The following is a 19415-nucleotide window of genomic DNA, read 5'->3' on the forward strand; positions in this document are numbered from 1 at the left end:
ATAAATTCTCAGTTTAAATAGAATGCCTGAAAGAATAGGAAAAATTGATAAATTTACTAGCTACTGCGCCGGTTGAATGGTAAAACGTTACAGCATGCTGATCAATTTCCTCAGCTTGAACATACATTTCCTCTGCTCCTATTTCTTTACTATATTCTGTAACAGCAGAGATCAGTAGCCTACCTATTCCTTGCCGTTGGTGTTCTGTCTTGACCGCCAGATCATACACATACAGCAAGGGCCGCTCAGCATAATATTGTTTTAAAAGATAAGCAGTTAAACCACCCACAACCTTTTCGTCTTTTACTGCCACGAACACAGAAAAATTATCTTCCGCTAATATCTTCTGCAGATACTCATCTTCGGGCATCTTAAAATTCTCCATTTCGAAAACATCTTCAAAAATCCGGATTAATTCTATAAATGACATTAGACCATGGCCTAACTTTTTAATTTCCACAGACATATCTTTTTATTTATTAACTAACAGGAACATCTTGAATCCAAATCTACACGCTTCAGGTAAATAATTAAAATAGTCGATCACCAGACACATTCGATTTGTCTTTAGAACAATTATGCACCGTCCTTGTTTATACCTGTATGACACTTGATCTTACACCCGCAATAGTAGAAGAACTGCAAAGAAAAGATTATACATTCTTCATTGATAAGGACAATATTTCGAATACCGAACATACATTCACACCCGTTAAAGAATCATTAGATCGATATGGCGTAAATCTCGAGCAGGATGCTATACTCACAATGGATGACGCAATACAACTATCCTTTGATGAACTGAGTAAACATAAGGTTATTATGCCAGACGTAGATTGAAAATCACAAAAAAAGTAAAAGGGTCAATTTAGAATAAAAAACAATGGCAGACTATATTGTAGAAGTTCTTGGGATAAAAAACATAACGCATAATGTGCATGCGTTTAGAATCGAAAAACCCAGAGGTTTCACGTACATACCCGGACAAGCTACTGATCTTTCTATAGTAAAAGATACTTGGCAAAAAGAAAAACGTCCGTTTACCTTTACCTCCTTACAGCAGGAAGACACGTTGGAATTTACCATTAAATCTTACACAGACCACGATGGTGTCACCAATCAGTTAACCTATATAAAACCGGGTGATAGATTAGAAATAAGCGATGCTTGGGGCGCTATTGAATTTAAGGGAGAAGGTACTTTTCTAGCTGGTGGCGCCGGTGTTACGCCCTTTATAGCTATCTTTCGCGACCTGTATGTAAAGAAACAGCTGGGCAGTAATAAATTGTTTTTTTCAAATAGAACCGCAAGAGATATTATTCTGAAAGACGAGTTTGAAAAAATATTAGGTCCAAATTTCATTAATCTTATTTCACAAGAAAAAACAACAGAGTTTTATCATGGAAGAATTGACAAAGCTTTTCTAAAGGAACATATCAAAAATTTCGAACAAGCTTTTTATGTTTGCGGTCCAGATAATTTTACAAGCTCCATTTTAGATGCTTTAAAAGAATTAGGGGCAGATCCTGATGCGCTGGTATTTGAAAAATAGTTTAAAATATATACACTTGTTCCTTCTATTGTCTTTTCCATCTTAATTCATTTTTTCATCAATTTTGTTAGCTCATAGGTATCTAAAAAAGCCGTTGCTTGTACGATTTTCCCTCCTCTTATGGTCATCAGCCAAGCATAATGATTTTCATACATGTTCCCTTTCTTGGTTGCAGCCCGGCCTGTCCAAGTGATCCATACCTGATCTTTGATGGCCGTCACACTAATAAGTGAAGGGGTGATTTTCGTGTTCAATTTTTCATGGATGGGGGTAACAGCTCGGTCGACAAAATCCTGCTTACCAATATAAGTTCCCGAAACAGGCGACCTACCTGCTACCGTCCAAATCACCTCATCGTCAAGCAGATCAAAAAAGTTGAATGTACCATTTTCCCAACCATTAAATGCCTGTAGGATAAGTTCCTTATTTTTTTGACTTTCGGTTAGCATACAATCCATCTCTTTGTTTTCTACGGATAAATGGCTACTCAATAAAATCATAGCTGATATGGATAATAAAATCATACGTCTTTTTTATACAAAAATACGCCAGAACCAATCAGCAAAATAGATCATATCAAACCAATCATTGCATTTTTCAAACAATTTAACACACAGCTGTCTTTTACTTAACCAACGCCCTTGCCTTCATAATTTATTACTTTACTATAAATATGGCCAATATCGACATAGCTATGGTACAAATACCTTCAAGGTGCCTTTTTGAGCGAAGGCTTTCTTTTCAACGGCATAGAAGATTTTCTTCTTAGCTGTCTTTTAATCCAATGCCCTTTCCAAAGCCAAAAACCCGAAAGCACTATTATTGGTAAAAAAATAAATTTCGTAGCCAAGGCAGGGTATGTTAAAGTAGCTACCGGCCCGTATATGTAACCCAGTACCGGTATGCTTAGCAGGATATGTACCCAACGAATGACTTTTCTTTCTGTAGCTCCTTTCATAAGTCCTATTGTTAATCTAACTTATTTATTTCTCATGGTCGAATCAGGATGCTGAAAATAGCAAGCCTGGTTAGTATGATGATCTCCTCTGTGGAACCTGCCTCCCCAAGAAGCGAAGAAAATACCTGTGAGAATAGGTATCACAACGATCAAAATGGTTGCTACTTTAGTGATCTTGGTAAGTGTTTTGCTCTTAGCAAACGACCCAAAAACGTAGCCTATAATAAACACCATACTGGCAACTAATAATAGGCGTGTAAAAATGAAAAATCCAAAAAACATAATCTTTATATTTTAGTGTTAATCGTTGCTGTCCGTCAAAAAAGATGTCCTTTCTTTCCTTTATTGAACGGCAACAATACAAAGCTACACTCGAAAATTATTCAAAATTGAGAGAATAGATTAGCAGGTTAAATGCTGCGACAAGATGGAGAGTTCTGGCTACTTTGTATTTTGAATGTAATACAACACTGTTAAAAAATTATATAATCTTTTCGCAGAATCCTGTAATTATACTGCGCGGCCTCTCATTTATCTTTGTGATATACAATTCAAAGAAAATGTTAGAAAGAGAAAATATACAAACCATCTCATTACCTATTCTGGGTATGACCTGCGCCGCCTGTGCTATAAGCGTAGAATCTATGGTAAAATCTTTGTTCGGTGTTCAAAAAGCCGAAGTGAATTACGCCACTCAGACGGTTAAGATTGATTTTGATCCTTCTTCCGTGCAGCCACCAAAATTCCAGGAAGCTGTTCAGTCCATTGGCTATGATTTGATTCTCGATACCGAAAAAGGAAAAGAGGCACAGGAAGAAGCGCAGAAAAGTAATTATAAAGCACTAAAAAGGCGGATTATCGCCACAACTATTCTTACTATTCCCATAGTCATTTTAGGCATGTTTCTGATGGATATACCTTATGCAAACTATATGATGCTCGTGTTATCCACACCTGTATTATTTATCTTTGGGAAGAGCTTTTTTACCAATGCCTACAAACAGGCCAAACACAGAAAGGCCAATATGGATACATTGGTAGCGCTAAGTACGGGTATCGCCTATCTGTTCAGTGTGTTCAACACCTTTTACCCTGCGTTCTGGCATCAGCGAGGCTTACATCCTCATGTCTACTATGAAGCCGCAGCGGTTGTAATTCTGTTTATCATGCTGGGAAAATTATTGGAAGAACGGGCTAAATCAAACACTTCTTCCGCTATCAAAAAGCTAATCGGTCTGCAGCCAAAAAGTGTATTAATCATTACAGATAGTGGTGAAAGGGAAATACCTGTGTCGGAAGTACAGGTAGGCAACCAGTTACTAGTGAGGTCAGGAGAAAAGATACCGGTAGATGGAGAGGTGTACAACGGTACATCCTACGTGGATGAAAGCATGATAACAGGTGAGCCGATAGCTATACAAAAAATTTCGGGTGATAAAGTGTTTGCCGGAACGATCAACCAGAAGGGAAGTTTTCGTTTTAGAGCAGAAAAAGTAGGTGCTGACACCATGTTATCCCAGATCATCCAATTGGTTCAAGATGCACAAGGATCGAAGGCGCCTGTACAGAAACTAGTGGATAAAATAGCCGGAATTTTTGTCCCTATTGTAATACTAATTTCTCTGTCAAGTTTAGGAGCATGGGTTTTGTTTGGCGGTGAACATGCTTTTACACAAGGGTTGTTAGCAATGGTAACAGTATTAGTTATTGCATGCCCATGTGCACTCGGATTGGCAACTCCAACGGCTATCATGGTAGGTATAGGAAAGGGAGCCGAAAATGGTATTCTGATTAAGGATGCAGAAGCTTTGGAATTAGGATATAAAGTAAATGCCATTATTCTTGATAAAACAGGCACAATCACGGAAGGTAAACCAACCGTTACAGATATTTATTGGAACCCCGCACTGCCCGAAGATAAAAAGGCATTAGAAAGTATTTTTCTTGCATTGGAACAACAATCAGAACATCCACTGGCAGAAGCTATTGTCAAATATTTTAGAGAAATAGAAGTGATTTCTGCTCCAGTGGAGCATTTTGAAAGTCTCACCGGTAAAGGGGTAGCCGCGATTTTTAACGGCGAAAAATATTTAGCCGGAAGTAAAAAGCTGTTTACAGACTTAAAAATTGAAATCCCTGAAGTTTTAAAAGAAAGGGTGAACCAATTACAGGCACAAGCTAAAACTGTTATTTACTTTTTAAATGAAAGCCAGATACTTGCTACGGTTGCCATTACTGATAAAATCAAAGGAGGGTCTAGAAAAGCCATATCGCAATTAAAAAGCAGAGGAATAGACGTTTACATGCTTACTGGCGATAATAAACAAACAGCTGCTGCAGTAGCCGCTCAAGTTGGTATTACGCGGTACAAGGCAGAAGTCTTTCCAGCAGATAAAGCGGCGTTCGTAAAAAAATTGCAGGCCGAGAAAAAAGTAGTAGGTATGATTGGTGATGGTATTAACGACAGTCAGGCTTTAGCACAAGCCAATCTTTCGATCGCCATGGGTAAAGGCTCTGACATAGCCATCGACGTAGCCAAAATAACATTGGTGTCATCCGATCTGCAGCAAGTACCTAAAGCCCTGCGATTATCCCGCTTAACCGTAAAAACAATCAGGCAGAATCTTTTTTGGGCCTTTATATATAACCTCATCGGTATTCCTATTGCCGCGGGCATTTTATATCCTTTTAACGGCTTTCTTTTAAACCCGATGATTGCAGGAGCTGCAATGGCTTTAAGTTCTGTATCCGTTGTGAGCAACAGCCTTCGGTTGAAATGGCGGAAACAATAGAAACCAAGAAAACGCATTTAATTACTAACGTATCAATAAAATCATGGAAACACTAAAATTCAAAACTAACATCAAATGCAGCGGCTGCATTGAAACAGTTACTCCTTTTCTTAATAAAATATCCACCATTGAGTATTGGAAAGTAGACACCGCTAGTGCCGATAAAACCCTCACCATCCAGGGAGCATCACCTCTCAACAAGGAACAAATTATATCCGCGCTCGAGAGTGCAGGTTATAAAGCAGAAAAGGTTTAAGTTAAAGGGGGGAGCAAACAAATAAGCAATATTTCTTTGCTCCCCCTTTCTTCTCAAACGATCAATTTAACGATTTAATCTTGATATTACGGAAGGCAATAGGAGTACCTTCATTTTGGAAGAGCAAATGCCCTCTCCTTGTTTCTCCAAAATTTTCAAGATCCTTGTACTTGCTGCCCTGCACCAACGACTTAAAAGAAGAACCGCTCCTATCGTATGCTACTATTTTCTGACCGTTTAACCAATGGCTAATATGAGTGCCTCTTACAATAATTTTCGCAAAATTCCATTGGCCAATTGCTTTTGTCGGTTTATTGATATCGGCAGGGATAAGATCATATAAAGATGCCAAAGAGCGTAAGTCGCCCCGTTCGGGGTATTTGTAGTTAACATCGTCCAGAATTTGATATTCCAGCCCTAAATAAACTCCTTTCTGGCTAGGAAAATCGCTTGTCACTAAATATTTAACACCACTATTTGTATTTTTTGAGATCTCGAATTCAAAAGACAACTCAAAGTCACCAAACATTGCTTCTGTAATGATATCCATTTGCCTACCGTGTGGAATGGGAGTTGCCATTAGCATACCATCTTTCACTTCCCAACCATCATCTGCTAATTTCCTCAAGCCATTAAAACTTTCCCCATCAAAAACTAGCTGCCACCCATTGGCTTTTTCTTTTGCAGTTAGTACATTTTGTGTTTGTGCCTGCACATGGTAGACCTGTAGCACAAAAAATAACAAGATACCTTTTAGTATATTCATTTGCTTTGGTTTATTAAGTCTAGTATAACCCCTTAAAGAAAAAGACCCTACAGGATTAGCCGTTGCCGTCCGCCTCGTGTATCTCTGTAGGGTCTGGTGCTTATATTTTAGGCTCCCATCCTGGTTCATAACTACGGCTCCACAATTTCCCTGCGTCTGCATCACCTACGATATGACCATTTTTAGGATCAATTTTTAGATCACGCCCCACCCGCCAGGATATGTTGCCTAACAACATGGCTACAGTACTTTTATAGCCTAACTCAATGTCGCAATTTGGACGTCTGTTATTTTTTATTGCATCCAAGAAATCGGCAACATGCATGCTATCCATTCCTAAACTGGGGCTTGCCGTATTTCTACCGGCCAAACCTTCGGTTGCCGAAGTCGATTTTTCTTCCTTGATGAGCTTACCTTGTAAATCATAGACCTTATAGGCATCTTCTCCAGTATCTAAACTTCCCTTCTCGCCATAAAAAATGACTCCCCGCTCTAAACCTTCCACCTGTCGCCCATTACAGCTTCGGTTTTCCCATATCAAGGTAGCAGTAGGATATTCTACTGTTACGATCTGCGTGTCGGGTGTTTCCCAATCATCCTGAAATTGATAACGCCCGCCGATAGAGCTTACCCTTGTAGGGAAATCTACTCCCAAACCCCAACGGGCAACATCTACTTCGTGCGTACCATTGTTCAAGGCTTCACCTGTTCCCCAGTGCCAGAACCAATGCCAATCGTAATGGATTAAGCCCTCCTTGTAGGGCATCCGCGGTGCAGGACCTTGCCACAGATCATAATCGAGCCATGAAGGAACAGTGCCCGGTTTCAAAAACGTTTCTTTGCGGGTATTGGTGTACCAAGTTTTAGCCATATACACCTTGCCAATGATACCATCATGCAATAGCTTTATTCCTTTGGTAAGCGTAGGCGCTGAACGACGTTGTGCACCCATTTGTACCACTCGGTTATATTTACGGGCAGCTGCTACCGCCATTTCTCCTTCCGCTGGATTATGTGCCATGGGCTTTTCAACATACACATGCTTCCCTGCCTGACAAGCCATGATGGTTAATGGCGCATGCCAATGATCAGGTGTCGCCGTATAAATGGCATCGATACTTTTATCTTCCAACACCTTCCGTAGATCTTTTTCAGAACGAGGTGTATTGCTTTGCCCGGCTTCCATGACACGTTTCATCGCTTTTGGAATGGCTCTTTCATCTACATCACAAATGCAGGCGACCGTTGCATTTTTTTGTTTGGCAAAGGTACCGCTCATGCTGCTTCCACGACTATTTACGCCTATGGTGGCGACCTGGACGCGCTCATTTGCACCGACGATGTTGCGGTAACTTTTGGCACTAAAGGCCATTGCCGGATGATGATTAAACAAGCTACTCCCAACAGATAATGCAGCAGTGCTTACACCTAATTTTTTGATAAAATCTCTTCTTGATTTAGCGTTCATAATTTCGTTTTTTATAGCATTTTATAAAGCTTTTATTTTCACATTTTTAAAATAAACGATATCGCCATGGTCTTGTAGCAGAATATGGCCTTTGTTTACTGAACCGAAGGCAGGTTTTGCCTCATTAAATTTACTTAACTGTCTGGCATTTTCAAATGCCGGACTTTTACGGTCAAAACTTAATACTTCCTGACCATTTACGTAGTGTGTTACTTTGCTGCCTTTTGCTACAATGCGCGCATGATTCCAATCACCCACTTTAACCGCTACTTTTTTTGTAACCGGTATCATATCATATAAGGCGCTGAGTTGGCGATTTCCGTTACGACCGAGCTTAGCGTCTGGATGACGATCATTATCAATAAGCTGATATTCCATACCGAGCCATCCGCCTTCGCTGTAACGTGTAAAGAAGTATTTGATGCCGCTATTGGCACCATTCGTTAACTTAAAATCTACACGCAGATCAAAGTCGCTATACTCATCCACACTAATCATATCTATGTGCGTTTTGGTCCCTGTCTCATTTAAAGAGAGCTTCCCATTCTCAACTTTCCAGTCCGCATCAAGTGGAGTGCCTTTAGGAGAAGTCCAACCAGACAAATCTTTTCCATTAAAGAGTAATTGCCAGCCAGCTGTTTTTTCCTTTCCCGTTAAGGTATTATCCTGCGCGTGAACAGCCGCGCTACTTAAACCTAGCGCACTAACTAGTACGAATGAAAGAAAGAAATTTACTTGAATTGTCATGATATAAATTTTATAATTGGGTATAACCTTTGTTTTGAATAATTTTTTGCGGATTGGATTGCATGACAGTTAGCGGAATAGGATAAGCTAATGCATCGTCGCTCCATGTAAAATTACTAAAGCCATCTGCTTTCTGCTCTGCTATCATGACATCTTTTGCTCTTCCAGTGCGTACTAAGTCAAACCAACGGTGGTTCTCAAAAGCAAGCTCTATACGACGTTCCTTTTCGATCGCCAGCAGAAACGCTTGATCATTAGCAAAATCCGAGGATTGATAATCGGCCAGTAAATTAGTAGGTGCCTGAATATTTGGATCACCGGATGTGTTTCTAGCCCGCTCACGGACCTTATTTAGATAAACTAAGGCAGTAGCCTGATCGGTACCTGTGCGGACTAAAGCTTCCGCATATAGCAAATAAATATCGCCTAGACGAAGCTCTAACCAGTTATTGCCATTATCAGAACCACTAGTGGCAACATCATAATATTTGCGAACATATTTCTCGGTTTCAAAAGCTCCGGTAGAGGCGTTTACCCAACCATCCCGCATGGATACATATTTTCGAGGGTCACCTGTTTCATAAGCGTTCGACATGTCTTGTGTAGGTGCATTTTCACCACCTTTGTCACCAACCTGCACAACCTCTTTGTTCGAAAAACGAGGAGCAAAATTATTGTTCCATGGACTGCCGGTATTTCCGCCAGGACCTCCTTTCATGTATTGTACCTCAAATAGGGACTCCACACTGTTTTTCTTGTTCACATCAAATAGATCTGCATAGCTGGCTACTAAAGCATAACTACTATTATTAACCACTTCCCTGAGCTTTTCAATGGCCATTGTGTAGTATTCGTTTCCTTTGTTTAAAGGGTAACCTGCCATAGTCATGTATACTTTTCCTAATAATGCGGTTGCCGCAGCCTTCGTCGCCCGTCCTTTATCCGTACTTCCATAAGATTCAGGCAAGTTCGCCTCTGCAAATAGAAGATCTGAAACAATTAAATTGTAAACTTCTTCTAACGGCGCACGACCTAATTCGTAGGCTTCACTTGGAGTGAGTTCCTTATCTACCTTGATCACTCCCAGTAGTTCGCCATTTAGTCCAGTTCCACCAAATATTCGGTTTAACCAAAAATAGGTTAGTGCGCGTAAAAAACTGGCTTCCGCCTTATATTGATTTTTTAAACTTTCGTCGGTAAAAGTCGCACCATCGGTACGACCCAAAACCAAGTTACATCTCAAAATAGTATTATAACTATCATCCCAACAATCCATTAAAAAATTATTTTCAGGAAGAAGAGGAGAAGCAAACTCATCTACTCCTTTTTCGTTTGCTGGGTTACCCGCCAGCCAAGAATAGGTAGTATTATCCGAACGAATTTCACCCAAGCGGTAAAATGAACCGTTATATAAAATGCGAAGACTTTGATAGGCCGATAAAGTAGCCTGATTAATGTCTTGCTGGGTTTTATAAAAGGCCGTATTATTTAAGTTAGAAGGCGGTGTGAGTTCAATAAAATCCTTGCTGCATGATGCCAGCACGAAAACCGCTAGGCATAATAAAAGAATCTTTTTCATATCTGTTTTATATATAAAATAAACGATGAGTTAAAAAGTTAAGTTAGCACCGAAAATAAAGGATCTGGCGGTAGGATAACCCAAATAATCGCCTCCCCTTTGAAGACCACTTTTTTGAGTGCCATCTTGGTTAAGACCACTTTCACTGCCAGTTTCCGGATCATAACCTGAGTAATCGGTAATGGTAAATAGATTGCTACCGGTTACATATAAGCGCAATCCTTTAATTTTAAGTTTATCCAATACCGGCTGACCGAAATTGTAAGAAAAGTTTACATTACGCAAGCGAAGATAGGACGCATTTTGCACCCATGCCGATGAAGGGTCACGTTGCCAGCCAGTAGGATTACGGGTTGCTCGGAAGTGAATACCGTCGCCTGGTTCTTCTGGTGAACGCCAGCGGTCAATCTGCTCGATCATACCATTCCGGTCGCCATGGTAAATACCCACCATCCGTTTAAAGAAGCTAAACACTTCGGCTCCATAAGAACCTGTAAACTGAACACTCAAAGAGAAATTTTTATAAGAGAAATTATTGGTGATGCCAGCAGTAAAATCAGGCATATTATTACCTAAAATGGTCTTATCATTTTGATCCAACTTGCCATCACCATTCACATCGGCATAACGTCCGTCACCTATTTTATCGGCAGCTAAATGCGGATAGCGGTCCAGTTCTTCCTGCGACATGAAAACACCTTCCTGTTTATAGCCATAGAAACTCGCGATAGGTAAGCCAATGGTGGTGATGAATGCATTATTAGCATTTGGAGCACTGCCATAAATAGGGCGTTGATCAGGGCCTACTTCTAATACCTTATTTTTGTTAAAGGAGATATTGAAATTGGTGCTCCATTGAAATTTATTAATAAAGTTTCTGGTAGTTACCGAAAATTCCATGCCTCTATTTTGTACTTTTCCAACATTTTGAATCTGCGAGGTATAGCCTGTAATGGTAGGAACGGGCACGTTTAATAATAAATCAACGGATTGACTGTCATAAAAGTCACCTTCTACCCGTACGCGGTCATTTGCCAAACCGAATTCAAAACCTAAATTATACTGCCGGGTTTTTTCCCATCCCAAGTCATTATTAGGAATGGTGCTAGGATCGACTGTATTTTGTAAGGTACCTCCGGTAGGATAATATCCTGGGGATAATAGACCAATAGCCGAATAATCACCTATACGGTTATTTCCTGAAATACCATATCCAGCCCTGAGTTTTAGATCGCTGATCTGGTCTACATTTTTCATGAATTCTTCTTCTGAAATTCTCCAACCAACCGATACAGAAGGGAAAGTACCCCATTTCCGATTTTGTCCAAAGCGGGACGAACCATCACTACGGAGCGTAGCCGTAAAAAGATAACGGTCATCATACGAATAATTAACCCTACTTAAGTAGGAGATCATGGAGTATGCAGATTCTGTACTAGAAAGCGCATACATGTTTCCAGCATTCAAGGTTTCAATATCATCGTTGGCAAATCCACGGGCTTCACCATTCATATAATTTTTTGTATGCTTTTGTGTCGTGTATCCAACCAAGGCGGAAAAGTTATGTTTTTCACCAAAAGTTTTGGTATAATTTAAGGTGTTTTCAATTACCCAATCATAGTCTGTATTCCGCATATCAACACCCTTTGCAGGACGTGGTGCTTTTGATGCATCCAAATCTACTATTGAAGGTTCAAATCTTTTTAATTGATCATCTTGGATTCCACCATTAATGCTCAGGCGATATTTCAGATCCTTCATAATTTCCCAATCGGCAGAAATAGTCCCCAACCAACCATAACGTCTTCTATTGAGGTTTACCAAATTAGCAACGCCAAGAGGGCTGGCCACATCCCCAACCAGCGTTTCAGGATTCCGTACCATTGATCCATAGGTGCCGTCTGCATTTCTCTCCGGATAAATCGGAGGTAATTGCAGCGCATACATCACTGCTGAATATTTACCCTCATCTTGTTCTCTACCCTGTGCTGAATAGGCCATCAGGTTTACGCCAAGATTGATTGTCTTGCTAACTTTTGAATTGATTGCCGAACGGAAGTTGAAACGATCATAATCGGTATTAATCACAATACCATCCTGTTTCATATAACTTCCTGAGAAATTATACTGCGTGTTTTCAGAACCACCATTAACGGAAAGTTCGTTTTGTTGTGTTAAGGCAGTTCGATATAATAAATCCTGCCAGTTATTATCGGGCATGGTTGCCACAGAGGCTGGATCCATAAAGTTATATTTATATCCACCTGTACCATCGGGTATCATGTATTGCCCACTAGCGCCAGGATAAAGGCTCCTTCGAGCATTTGGATCGTTGATACTATGTGGTGATTGATTAGGGTCACCCGGAATAACAGCTGCATCCAACCACGCTTGATTCCGACCATCAATAAACCAATCCACATATTGATCCCTGTTCATCATTTCAATTTCTTTTCCACGCTGCTGAAAACCTACAAACGAATTGACATTGATGGTAGGAGGGCCTTTTTTTCCTTTTTTGGTAGAGATTACCACCACACCATTTGCACCTCTCGAACCGTAGATAGCAGTTGATGAGGCGTCTTTTAACACCTGAATACTTTCGATATCCGAAGGGTTAATAAGACGAAAGGCATTTCCTTCCATGGGATAGCCATCAACCACATATAAAGGATCGTTAGATTGGGTAATAGAACCCGTACCCCTTACCTTGATGGATAAACCTTCGCCTCCCGGTGCACCACTGGTTTGTTGCACCTGAACACCCGCCATTTGGCCGGCTATGGCTTCTCCAAAATTCTGAACAGGGCGATTTTGAATAGCTTCTGCCGATACCGAGGCAACTGCTGTTGTTACGTCTGCTCTTCTTTGGGTTCCATAACCAACCACTACTACTTCATCCAACGCGGATGGTTCTTCCTTCAAAGTTACATTAACAACAGGGTTCGAGCCAACGGTGATCTCCTGTAAGGCATAACCTAAAATGCTAAATACTAGGGTTGCATCAGCTCCCGACACTCGCAAGGTATATAAACCCTCTGCATTGGTTGTCGTTCCTGCCGTTGTACCTTTTATCTGAATACTCACGCCAGGTACAGGCAAGCCTTGCGCGTCGATTACTTTTCCTTTCACCTCTCGCTGTTGTAAAAAGGGAGAAGCCTGAAAGGTCTCACTTTTTCTTTTGATCATTACGTTATGTCCGGTAATCTTATAGGTAAAAGGTTGATTTCTGAGACATTCGCGCATGATCTCTTCTACCGTTGCATGCTGTGCATTTATGCTCACCTTTAGGTTTTTGATTTCTTTGCTATTGTAAACAAAGACATAGTCGCTCTGCTGCTTAATGGACCAAAAAACCTCTTCTAAGGTTACATTTTGTTTATTTACAGAGATTTTTTGTGCGTATGTTGCTGCGCGTAGCTGCATCAAGGCAATGAACAAAAAGAAAAATGTAAGATTAAAGCGCATTATAATTTTCCTTTTAATATTGGCGGTTCGGTGTTGAACTAGGCTTGGTTTTCCAAAAAATTCGGATAATGACCTAGCCCAGGCCATTGTCTTAGGTCTAATTTTCATTATTTTTGTAAAGTTTGAGTTAATAAAGGTTTTAACAAATTGGTGTTCCGGATTTTATCCGGAAAGAGTTAACTCAATGTATTCCGTTTCCTAATGGCGTTAGGAAACGGTTTTTTGTTAACCCTGTCCTTACTTAAGTGATTTTCGTTTTTGGTCTTCTCATAATTTAATTGATTAAAGTTTATTGGATAATAATGATCTTTTTGGCGTTTCCTTTTGCTAAAATTTTATATTTTAAATCGAAATACCGTAAAATTTCCAACGCTTCGATGGCATTGGCATTTCTATGTACTTCCCCCCAAAGCTGAATATCAGGTGCGTCTCCTTCAAATTCGATCGTTAGATCATACCAACGGGCCATCTGCCGTAATGCTTCTTGAATGCCGGAGCCCTGAAACTGAAAAAGACCGCTTTTCCATGCGATTACATTTTCAGCATCTATCTGATCTACCTTTAATTTTCCACTTTTCTTTAAGGCTGCTTGTTCTCCCGGTTTAAGAAGGATGGTATGATTAGTTTGAAGCGCTGATACTTTAACACTTCCTTCTAATAGGGTTGTTTTAATTTCGGGCTCGTCTTCATAACTGTTGATATTAAAATGAGTACCTAACACCAGTAGTTCCTGTCGATCCGTCAGTACTTTAAATGGTTGTTTTTCATTTTTGGCTACTTCAAAGTAAGCTTCACCTTTTAATAAGACCTTTCGTTCGTTTCCGGTAAATGTTGTAGGATAGCTGAGCGATGAAGCTGCGTTTAACCAAACCTTGGTACCATCTGATAAAATGACTTGATATTGCCCGCCCTTTGGTGTACTCAATGTATTTGATTTTGCCTCTTGGATACCCGGATTAATTTGATAGGTAATCAAACCATCCTCATTCTTTGTAATTTTTATTCCTCCCTTGTCCAGTATCTTCTGATCCGGAGCATTATCCAATGCTATTTGCGATCCATCAGCCAACGTTAACAGCGCCTTATTGGTACCAGGTGCAAAATCATTCGGATTGATTTTCGACTTATCAATGACTTCAACAAGTGGCTGGCTCGACTCTTTTTCTTTGAAAAAATAAAAACCAATGGAAACAAAAAGTAAGAATACCGCAGCCGCAACGATCCTAGGCAAAAGGGTAAAACTTTTGTTTTTCGATAGAGCAGGTATCCGTTGATAGACATCTGCTAAATCTGCTTGTATCATTTCTTCCGTCAGATCGGAAGATGGGAGATTAGCCAGTTCATCGTAAAAGGATTCAACCCAAGCTTTTTCAGCATCGGTGCACAGACCTTTTCTGTATTTATGAAGCAACTCTTTTATTCTTTCTTTCTCCATAAGCTCGGTTAATGAGGATCGTTAAAAGTAAAGTACGACAAGGAGGTCTTTGGGGGTAGAAAAAAAATATTTTTTTTACCATTGACTCAAAACAGCCAATAAAGTAGGAGAAGGATGGCGTATAGAAAGGCTTCTAATTTGCTTCTCAAGATTCGTAAAGCATTCTTAACCTGCGTCTTAACCGTTGCTTCTGATAAATGTAATTTAGCAGCAATTTCTTTATGGGAAAGGTGTGCTTTTCTACTGAGGTTAAATACCTGTCGCATTTTTGAAGGTAATTTGCCGACTTCCCCTTCTACCAACTCCTGCAATTGTTTTTCCTGGATAGCATGATCGGTAATGTCAGCCCCTACCTCTGCCATTGTTTGAAGCCAGTCGAAATAAACCGAACTAATCTTCTTATGCGCCATTAATTTAATTACCTGATTACGATTAGCAATATATAGGTATCCGGCGAGGTTATTGATCTGGAGTTCGGCCCTTTTATTCCATAGAGATGTAAAAATATCCTGCACAATATCCTTTGCATCTTCTCGGTTTCTTAATACATGATACGCCTGCTTATACAAGCGTTCACCATAACGCACATAGCTTTCGGAAAAAGCAGTGGCATCATCTGCCTTTAATAGATGTAATAATTCTTTATCCGTATACAGCTTATAGGATGACATACAGGTTAAATAGCAAATAGAACAGATATAAATTGGTTTGCTGCTACGAATCTACTAAATGATTTTAAAGTTTTTTATAATATTGCTTATATAAATAAATTTTATTAACTATCTATATCCCATAAATAATTTGGAGCCATGAATGAACAGGAAATTGATAAACTACTGAAACATGAGAATGATCAGCTCGACAAACTACATCAAATTGTTAAAGAAGCTATATTAGATGAAGAGCTCATTGTCCAAAATTTGCTTAATCCCCCACTGGAAACAATTAGCAGGGGCCAGAAGCTGTCCGATAAAGTTGCCCGATTTGGCGGAAGCTGGTGGTTTATTATATTGTTTATCGTACTACTAATAGCATGGATTACCTTCAATACAGTGGCTATTAAATTTTACAGATTTGATCCATATCCGTTCATTTTAATGAACTTACTTCTATCGTGTGTAGCAGCATTACAAGCGCCTATCATTATGATGAGCCAAAACCGTCAAGAAGAGAAAGATCGTAAAAGAAGTGAAAATGACTACCTAATTAATTTAAAGGCTGAAATGCAGATTCGTAGCCTGCACAAGAAAATGGATCTTTTACTGGGGGAACAAGTCAAAACCTTATTTGAAACGCAGCAACAACAATTTGAAATATTAAAAGAAATTCAAACAAAGTTAAATGAGCGATCGTAAAGTTTCTAAATAGTAATACCCCCAGCAGTCAAAAAAAATCTTTCATAACCATCATTATAACTTAGGTATTCTCTCTACTTTTCCCAAGGAAAAACTAAACTTTCTGTGTGTGACTCCAACATAAATTGCTGGATTTTTTTGACAACATCTGGATATTCGCTCGCAACATTTCGTTTTTCCTGTACATCTTTAGTTAAATCGTAAAGCGCAATAGGCGCATTTCGATCTTTCAGCACATTAAGTTTAATACCCTTCCAATTACCATACCTAACCGCCTGTTTACCTCCCTGTTCATGAAATTCCCAGTAAAGATAAGCATGCTCCTTTTGCTCACCTGTACCTTTCAGCGCACTTACAAAAGAAATACCGTCTACTCCCTGAGGAGGCTGCACACCGGCCAATGTTGCAAAAGTTGGGAATAGATCCCAGAAAGCACCAACAAATTCACTTTGTTGGTTGGGGCGGATTACACCAGGCCATCTCGCTGCAAAAGGCACACGAATTCCCCCTTCATACAAATCACGTTTAAACCCGCGAAGCCCACCTCCGCTATTAAAAAATGACGGATCTGCGCCCCCCTCCAAATGCGGGCCATTATCACTTGTAAATATCACCAATGTATTTTCATCCAAACCAAGGCTCTTCAGACGTTCAAGTATTTGCCCAACATATAAGTCTAATCGGGCTACCATTGCCGCAAAAGTTGCATGGGGGTATTGTTGAGAGGCGTAACCTCCGGGGCGAGCGCCTTTTCCATAGTCCTCACCCTTAAATGGTTTTTCAGGAAACTTACCTTTGTAATATTGGAATATACTGTCGTCAGGCACTAACAGTTCTGCATGTGGAAGAATGTAAGGAAGGAAAAGAAAAAATGGTGCCCCTTTATTTTCATCGATAAAAGCCAAAGCCTCCTTTTGTATCAGATCAGGAGCGTACTGTTTATGATATTGCAAATCGCCATTCTCCTCAAGTATTATCTTTTTATCATTATCCCATAAATGAGTAGGATAATAGCGATGCGCCAGCGATTGGCAGTTATATCCATAAAAGTGATCGAAACCCTGTTTATTTGGATCTCCTTCCGAATTCACCGGTCCTAAACCCCACTTTCCAAAAGCACCCGTTTTATAACCAGCCTTCTTCAATACTTCGGCCATCGTGTTCAACGAATCAGGGATAGGATACTGCCCTTCAGGGGCTACACCTAAATTTCCACGAATAAAGGTATGGCCCGTATGCTGTCCGCTCATCAAAGAAGACCTGGATGGGGCACAAACAGCGGTACCTGAGTAAAACTGATTAAAACGGATTCCGTCTGCCGCCAATCTATCTAAGTTAGGCGTATTAATCAACTTTTGGCCATTAAATCCAACGTCACCATAACCGAGGTCATCAGCCAGAATAAAAATAATATTCGGTTGTTTATTTTGTGCCTGTGAAAAAAGAGACACCAATAACGTTGTTATTAATAATAAAAAGGTTTTCTTCATCATAAATTAAATTTTTTATCAATTACCGTAACCAGGATTTTGTTTTAGTGCATTATTCTCCTGAATAGCTATCGCCGGGATAGGCCATAACCCATCTCTCTGCTCATTAAAACGACGCGTATCGATTCGCTCTCCCTTATCGTTGTAAATATCGTTATTCAATACTTGCTGAGCAATACCCCATCGGCGTACGTCAAAGTAATATAAGCCTTCACCGGCTAATTCAATTCTTCGTTCATGCCTTATTTCCTGACGCAGTTCTTCTTTAGAAAAATCAGGCTTTAAGGCCGGCATTCCTGCCCGGTCCCGAATCTGATTTATCGCTTCATAGACGGACCCATCCGGTCCGTTCACCTCATTCTGTGCCTCTGCATACATGAGTAATACATCCGCATACCGGAGCAAGATATAATTTAATTCGGACTGTCCATCAGGTATAGTTGCCGCGGGTATATCATCTTTAAAGACCGTATATTTCTTTTGGCCATACCCAGTGCGGGGGTATTGGCTTTCTGTTACTGTGGCTCCCTTAAAAAGACTACCTTTTACAATTGCGGTTTTTTGAAGCCGAGGATCGCGGTTCTCATAAGGTTTAGCAGGATCATACAAAGTCGATGCTGTTATTGGATTTCCCTCTATGTCGTAATAATCATTCACTAAGTCAGGCAAAGGCGCAATATTATTGTACTGATCGAGATTAATATCAAAGCCATGTGTAAATTCAGGATATTTGAATTGCGCATCAAAAATAACTTCTTCATTTCCCTCATTTTCTAAATAAAATAAGCCCCTATAATCCGGAAAGAGCTGATAGGTTTTCGCATCTATGATAGCTTTGGCTGTTTCCGCCGCCTCGGCCCATTTCCCACCATACAAAAGCACCCTCGCCTTAAAAGCTAAAGCCGCTCCCTTAGTTGCCCTTCCCTTTTCATTTGCTCCATAACTTACCGGAAGATCGGTTGCCGCCTCATCCAAATCTTTAATAATTTGGTTATAAATTTCAGCAGCGCTATTACGCGGCAAATTCGCCTGCGCTCCATCATCTGTGGCGTCCAGAATTAAAGGGGCACCACCGTATAAGTTCCATAGCGGAAAGTAAAAAACCGCTCTTAAGAATTTTGCCTGTGCTACATAACGTTTTTGTGCAGTTTCATCGAGTGGCACTTTATCAATATTAGCCAATAGATTATTCGCACGACCAATACCTTGATAAGCACCTTGCCAAACTGTGTAAAAAAGACCTGTATTAGCATCATGTAAGCCTTGTGCAATCAGATTATAATCCCCTTGGTAACGATAAGTATTTGGCGATAGGTTTTCATAATACAACGGTGTAGTACCTCCATACAAACCATTATGCAATAGTGCTGCATATACGCCATTAAGGCTTGCTACCACCCGTTCCTCTGTTTCCCAATAATTGTCGTCTGTATAACGATCTGTGGGTTCCACATCCAAAAATGTTGAGCACCCGATAAACCCTAAAAGACCAATTGTTGAAAGTAATATAGTTAAAGATCTCATCACTTTGATATTATTTTTTATGATC

At 40.0% G+C, this 19415-nt stretch carries 18 protein-coding genes; 5 read left to right on the plus strand and 13 right to left on the minus strand.

Annotated elements, in window-relative coordinates; translation table 11 throughout:
- Positions 1 to 13: 13 nt before the first annotated feature.
- Positions 14 to 460 carry a GNAT family N-acetyltransferase gene (locus tag BMY50_RS13670; protein WP_238383763.1) on the minus strand — a complete coding sequence of 149 codons (447 nt, stop codon included), beginning with the start codon at positions 458 to 460 and terminating at the stop codon, positions 14 to 16.
- Between the two features lie 143 nt (positions 461 to 603).
- Between BMY50_RS13670 and BMY50_RS13675 the strand changes: the two genes are divergently transcribed.
- Together BMY50_RS13675 and BMY50_RS13680 are read left to right on the plus strand one after the other, a co-directional pair.
- Positions 604 to 840, plus strand: a complete 237-nt coding sequence (locus BMY50_RS13675) for a hypothetical protein (RefSeq protein ID WP_093325307.1) — start codon at positions 604 to 606, stop codon at positions 838 to 840.
- A gap of 43 nt (positions 841 to 883) precedes the next feature.
- A complete protein-coding gene (locus BMY50_RS13680) occupies positions 884 to 1552 on the plus strand; it encodes an FAD-binding oxidoreductase (RefSeq protein WP_093325310.1) in 669 nt (222 codons plus the stop codon).
- A gap of 47 nt (positions 1553 to 1599) precedes the next feature.
- Here BMY50_RS13680 and BMY50_RS13685 read toward each other — a convergent pair whose 3' ends face one another.
- The 3 genes from BMY50_RS13685 to BMY50_RS13695 form a co-directional block, all read right to left on the minus strand.
- Positions 1600 to 2076, minus strand: coding sequence for a nuclear transport factor 2 family protein (locus BMY50_RS13685; protein ID WP_093325314.1), 477 nt, complete (start codon positions 2074 to 2076; stop codon positions 1600 to 1602).
- Between the two features lie 185 nt (positions 2077 to 2261).
- The gene (locus BMY50_RS13690) at positions 2262 to 2510 is read right to left on the minus strand and encodes a hypothetical protein (protein WP_093325316.1); all 249 of its coding nucleotides are present in this window, start codon (positions 2508 to 2510) and stop codon (positions 2262 to 2264) included.
- Positions 2511 to 2531: 21 nt separating this feature from the next.
- Positions 2532 to 2792 (minus strand): hypothetical protein, encoded by a 261-nt coding sequence (locus BMY50_RS13695; RefSeq protein ID WP_093325320.1) that lies wholly within the window; start codon positions 2790 to 2792, stop codon positions 2532 to 2534.
- A gap of 278 nt (positions 2793 to 3070) precedes the next feature.
- On the opposite strand from BMY50_RS13695, the gene BMY50_RS13700 reads away from it, so the two are divergent.
- Positions 3071 to 5302, plus strand: a complete 2232-nt coding sequence (locus BMY50_RS13700) for a heavy metal translocating P-type ATPase (RefSeq protein WP_093325324.1) — start codon at positions 3071 to 3073, stop codon at positions 5300 to 5302.
- 43 nt (positions 5303 to 5345) lie between these two features.
- Positions 5346 to 5558, plus strand: coding sequence for a heavy-metal-associated domain-containing protein (locus tag BMY50_RS13705; RefSeq protein ID WP_093325328.1), 213 nt, complete (start codon positions 5346 to 5348; stop codon positions 5556 to 5558).
- A 61-nt stretch (positions 5559 to 5619) separates the two neighbouring features.
- Here the strand turns inward: BMY50_RS13705 and BMY50_RS13710 are convergent, their stop codons facing one another.
- From BMY50_RS13710 to BMY50_RS13740, 7 genes are all read right to left on the minus strand, one after another.
- Positions 5620 to 6324: a 3-keto-disaccharide hydrolase gene (locus tag BMY50_RS13710; protein ID WP_162276592.1), complete on the minus strand. Its 705-nt coding sequence runs from the start codon at positions 6322 to 6324 to the stop codon at positions 5620 to 5622.
- A gap of 100 nt (positions 6325 to 6424) precedes the next feature.
- Positions 6425 to 7792, minus strand: a complete 1368-nt coding sequence (locus BMY50_RS13715; RefSeq protein WP_093325334.1) for a Gfo/Idh/MocA family protein — start codon at positions 7790 to 7792, stop codon at positions 6425 to 6427.
- Between the two features lie 21 nt (positions 7793 to 7813).
- On the minus strand, positions 7814 to 8539 hold the full coding sequence (locus BMY50_RS13720; RefSeq protein WP_093325337.1) for a 3-keto-disaccharide hydrolase: 726 nt from the start codon (positions 8537 to 8539) through the stop codon (positions 7814 to 7816).
- Positions 8540 to 8549: 10 nt separating this feature from the next.
- Positions 8550 to 10118 (minus strand): RagB/SusD family nutrient uptake outer membrane protein, encoded by a 1569-nt coding sequence (locus tag BMY50_RS13725; RefSeq protein ID WP_093325340.1) that lies wholly within the window; start codon positions 10116 to 10118, stop codon positions 8550 to 8552.
- Between the two features lie 30 nt (positions 10119 to 10148).
- Positions 10149 to 13694 (minus strand): TonB-dependent receptor, encoded by a 3546-nt coding sequence (locus tag BMY50_RS13730; RefSeq protein WP_202907839.1) that lies wholly within the window; start codon positions 13692 to 13694, stop codon positions 10149 to 10151.
- A gap of 181 nt (positions 13695 to 13875) precedes the next feature.
- Complete coding sequence (locus tag BMY50_RS13735; protein ID WP_093325343.1) at positions 13876 to 15021, minus strand: FecR family protein; 1146 nt, start codon at positions 15019 to 15021, stop codon at positions 13876 to 13878.
- A gap of 86 nt (positions 15022 to 15107) precedes the next feature.
- Positions 15108 to 15692, minus strand: coding sequence for an RNA polymerase sigma factor (locus tag BMY50_RS13740; RefSeq protein WP_093325345.1), 585 nt, complete (start codon positions 15690 to 15692; stop codon positions 15108 to 15110).
- A gap of 138 nt (positions 15693 to 15830) precedes the next feature.
- Here BMY50_RS13740 and BMY50_RS13745 point away from each other — a divergent pair, with 138 nt between their 5' ends.
- Positions 15831 to 16376: a DUF1003 domain-containing protein gene (locus tag BMY50_RS13745; RefSeq protein WP_093325347.1), complete on the plus strand. Its 546-nt coding sequence runs from the start codon at positions 15831 to 15833 to the stop codon at positions 16374 to 16376.
- Between the two features lie 74 nt (positions 16377 to 16450).
- Here the strand turns inward: BMY50_RS13745 and BMY50_RS13750 are convergent, their stop codons facing one another.
- Positions 16451 to 17869, minus strand: a complete 1419-nt coding sequence (locus tag BMY50_RS13750) for an arylsulfatase (RefSeq protein ID WP_238383764.1) — start codon at positions 17867 to 17869, stop codon at positions 16451 to 16453.
- A gap of 15 nt (positions 17870 to 17884) precedes the next feature.
- Positions 17885 to 19390, minus strand: coding sequence for a RagB/SusD family nutrient uptake outer membrane protein (locus BMY50_RS13755; protein WP_093325350.1), 1506 nt, complete (start codon positions 19388 to 19390; stop codon positions 17885 to 17887).
- Positions 19391 to 19415 lie beyond the last annotated feature (25 nt).

The sequence above is a fragment of the Olivibacter domesticus genome (assembly GCF_900109575.1).
In the GTDB taxonomy this organism is placed as follows: domain Bacteria; phylum Bacteroidota; class Bacteroidia; order Sphingobacteriales; family Sphingobacteriaceae; genus Olivibacter; species Olivibacter domesticus.

What these genes read in the sequence shown, in the direction of transcription:
- BMY50_RS13690 (WP_093325316.1), bottom strand. Translation starts at nt 2,510, where the DNA reads ATGAAAGGAGCTACAGAAAGAAAAGTCATTCGTTGGGTACATATCCTG.
- BMY50_RS13720 (WP_093325337.1), bottom strand. Translation starts at nt 8,539, where the DNA reads ATGACAATTCAAGTAAATTTCTTTCTTTCATTCGTACTAGTTAGTGCG.
- BMY50_RS13735 (WP_093325343.1), bottom strand. Translation starts at nt 15,021, where the DNA reads ATGGAGAAAGAAAGAATAAAAGAGTTGCTTCATAAATACAGAAAAGGT.
- BMY50_RS13695 (WP_093325320.1), bottom strand. Translation starts at nt 2,792, where the DNA reads ATGTTTTTTGGATTTTTCATTTTTACACGCCTATTATTAGTTGCCAGT.
- BMY50_RS13710 (WP_162276592.1), bottom strand. Translation starts at nt 6,324, where the DNA reads ATGAATATACTAAAAGGTATCTTGTTATTTTTTGTGCTACAGGTCTAC.
- BMY50_RS13680 (WP_093325310.1), top strand. Translation starts at nt 884, where the DNA reads ATGGCAGACTATATTGTAGAAGTTCTTGGGATAAAAAACATAACGCAT.
- BMY50_RS13705 (WP_093325328.1), top strand. Translation starts at nt 5,346, where the DNA reads ATGGAAACACTAAAATTCAAAACTAACATCAAATGCAGCGGCTGCATT.
- BMY50_RS13750 (WP_238383764.1), bottom strand. Translation starts at nt 17,869, where the DNA reads ATGATGAAGAAAACCTTTTTATTATTAATAACAACGTTATTGGTGTCT.
- BMY50_RS13755 (WP_093325350.1), bottom strand. Translation starts at nt 19,390, where the DNA reads ATGAGATCTTTAACTATATTACTTTCAACAATTGGTCTTTTAGGGTTT.
- BMY50_RS13675 (WP_093325307.1), top strand. Translation starts at nt 604, where the DNA reads ATGACACTTGATCTTACACCCGCAATAGTAGAAGAACTGCAAAGAAAA.
- BMY50_RS13725 (WP_093325340.1), bottom strand. Translation starts at nt 10,118, where the DNA reads ATGAAAAAGATTCTTTTATTATGCCTAGCGGTTTTCGTGCTGGCATCA.
- BMY50_RS13745 (WP_093325347.1), top strand. Translation starts at nt 15,831, where the DNA reads ATGAATGAACAGGAAATTGATAAACTACTGAAACATGAGAATGATCAG.
- BMY50_RS13715 (WP_093325334.1), bottom strand. Translation starts at nt 7,792, where the DNA reads ATGAACGCTAAATCAAGAAGAGATTTTATCAAAAAATTAGGTGTAAGC.
- BMY50_RS13740 (WP_093325345.1), bottom strand. Translation starts at nt 15,692, where the DNA reads ATGTCATCCTATAAGCTGTATACGGATAAAGAATTATTACATCTATTA.
- BMY50_RS13700 (WP_093325324.1), top strand. Translation starts at nt 3,071, where the DNA reads ATGTTAGAAAGAGAAAATATACAAACCATCTCATTACCTATTCTGGGT.
- BMY50_RS13730 (WP_202907839.1), bottom strand. Translation starts at nt 13,694, where the DNA reads ATGAAAATTAGACCTAAGACAATGGCCTGGGCTAGGTCATTATCCGAA.
- BMY50_RS13685 (WP_093325314.1), bottom strand. Translation starts at nt 2,076, where the DNA reads ATGATTTTATTATCCATATCAGCTATGATTTTATTGAGTAGCCATTTA.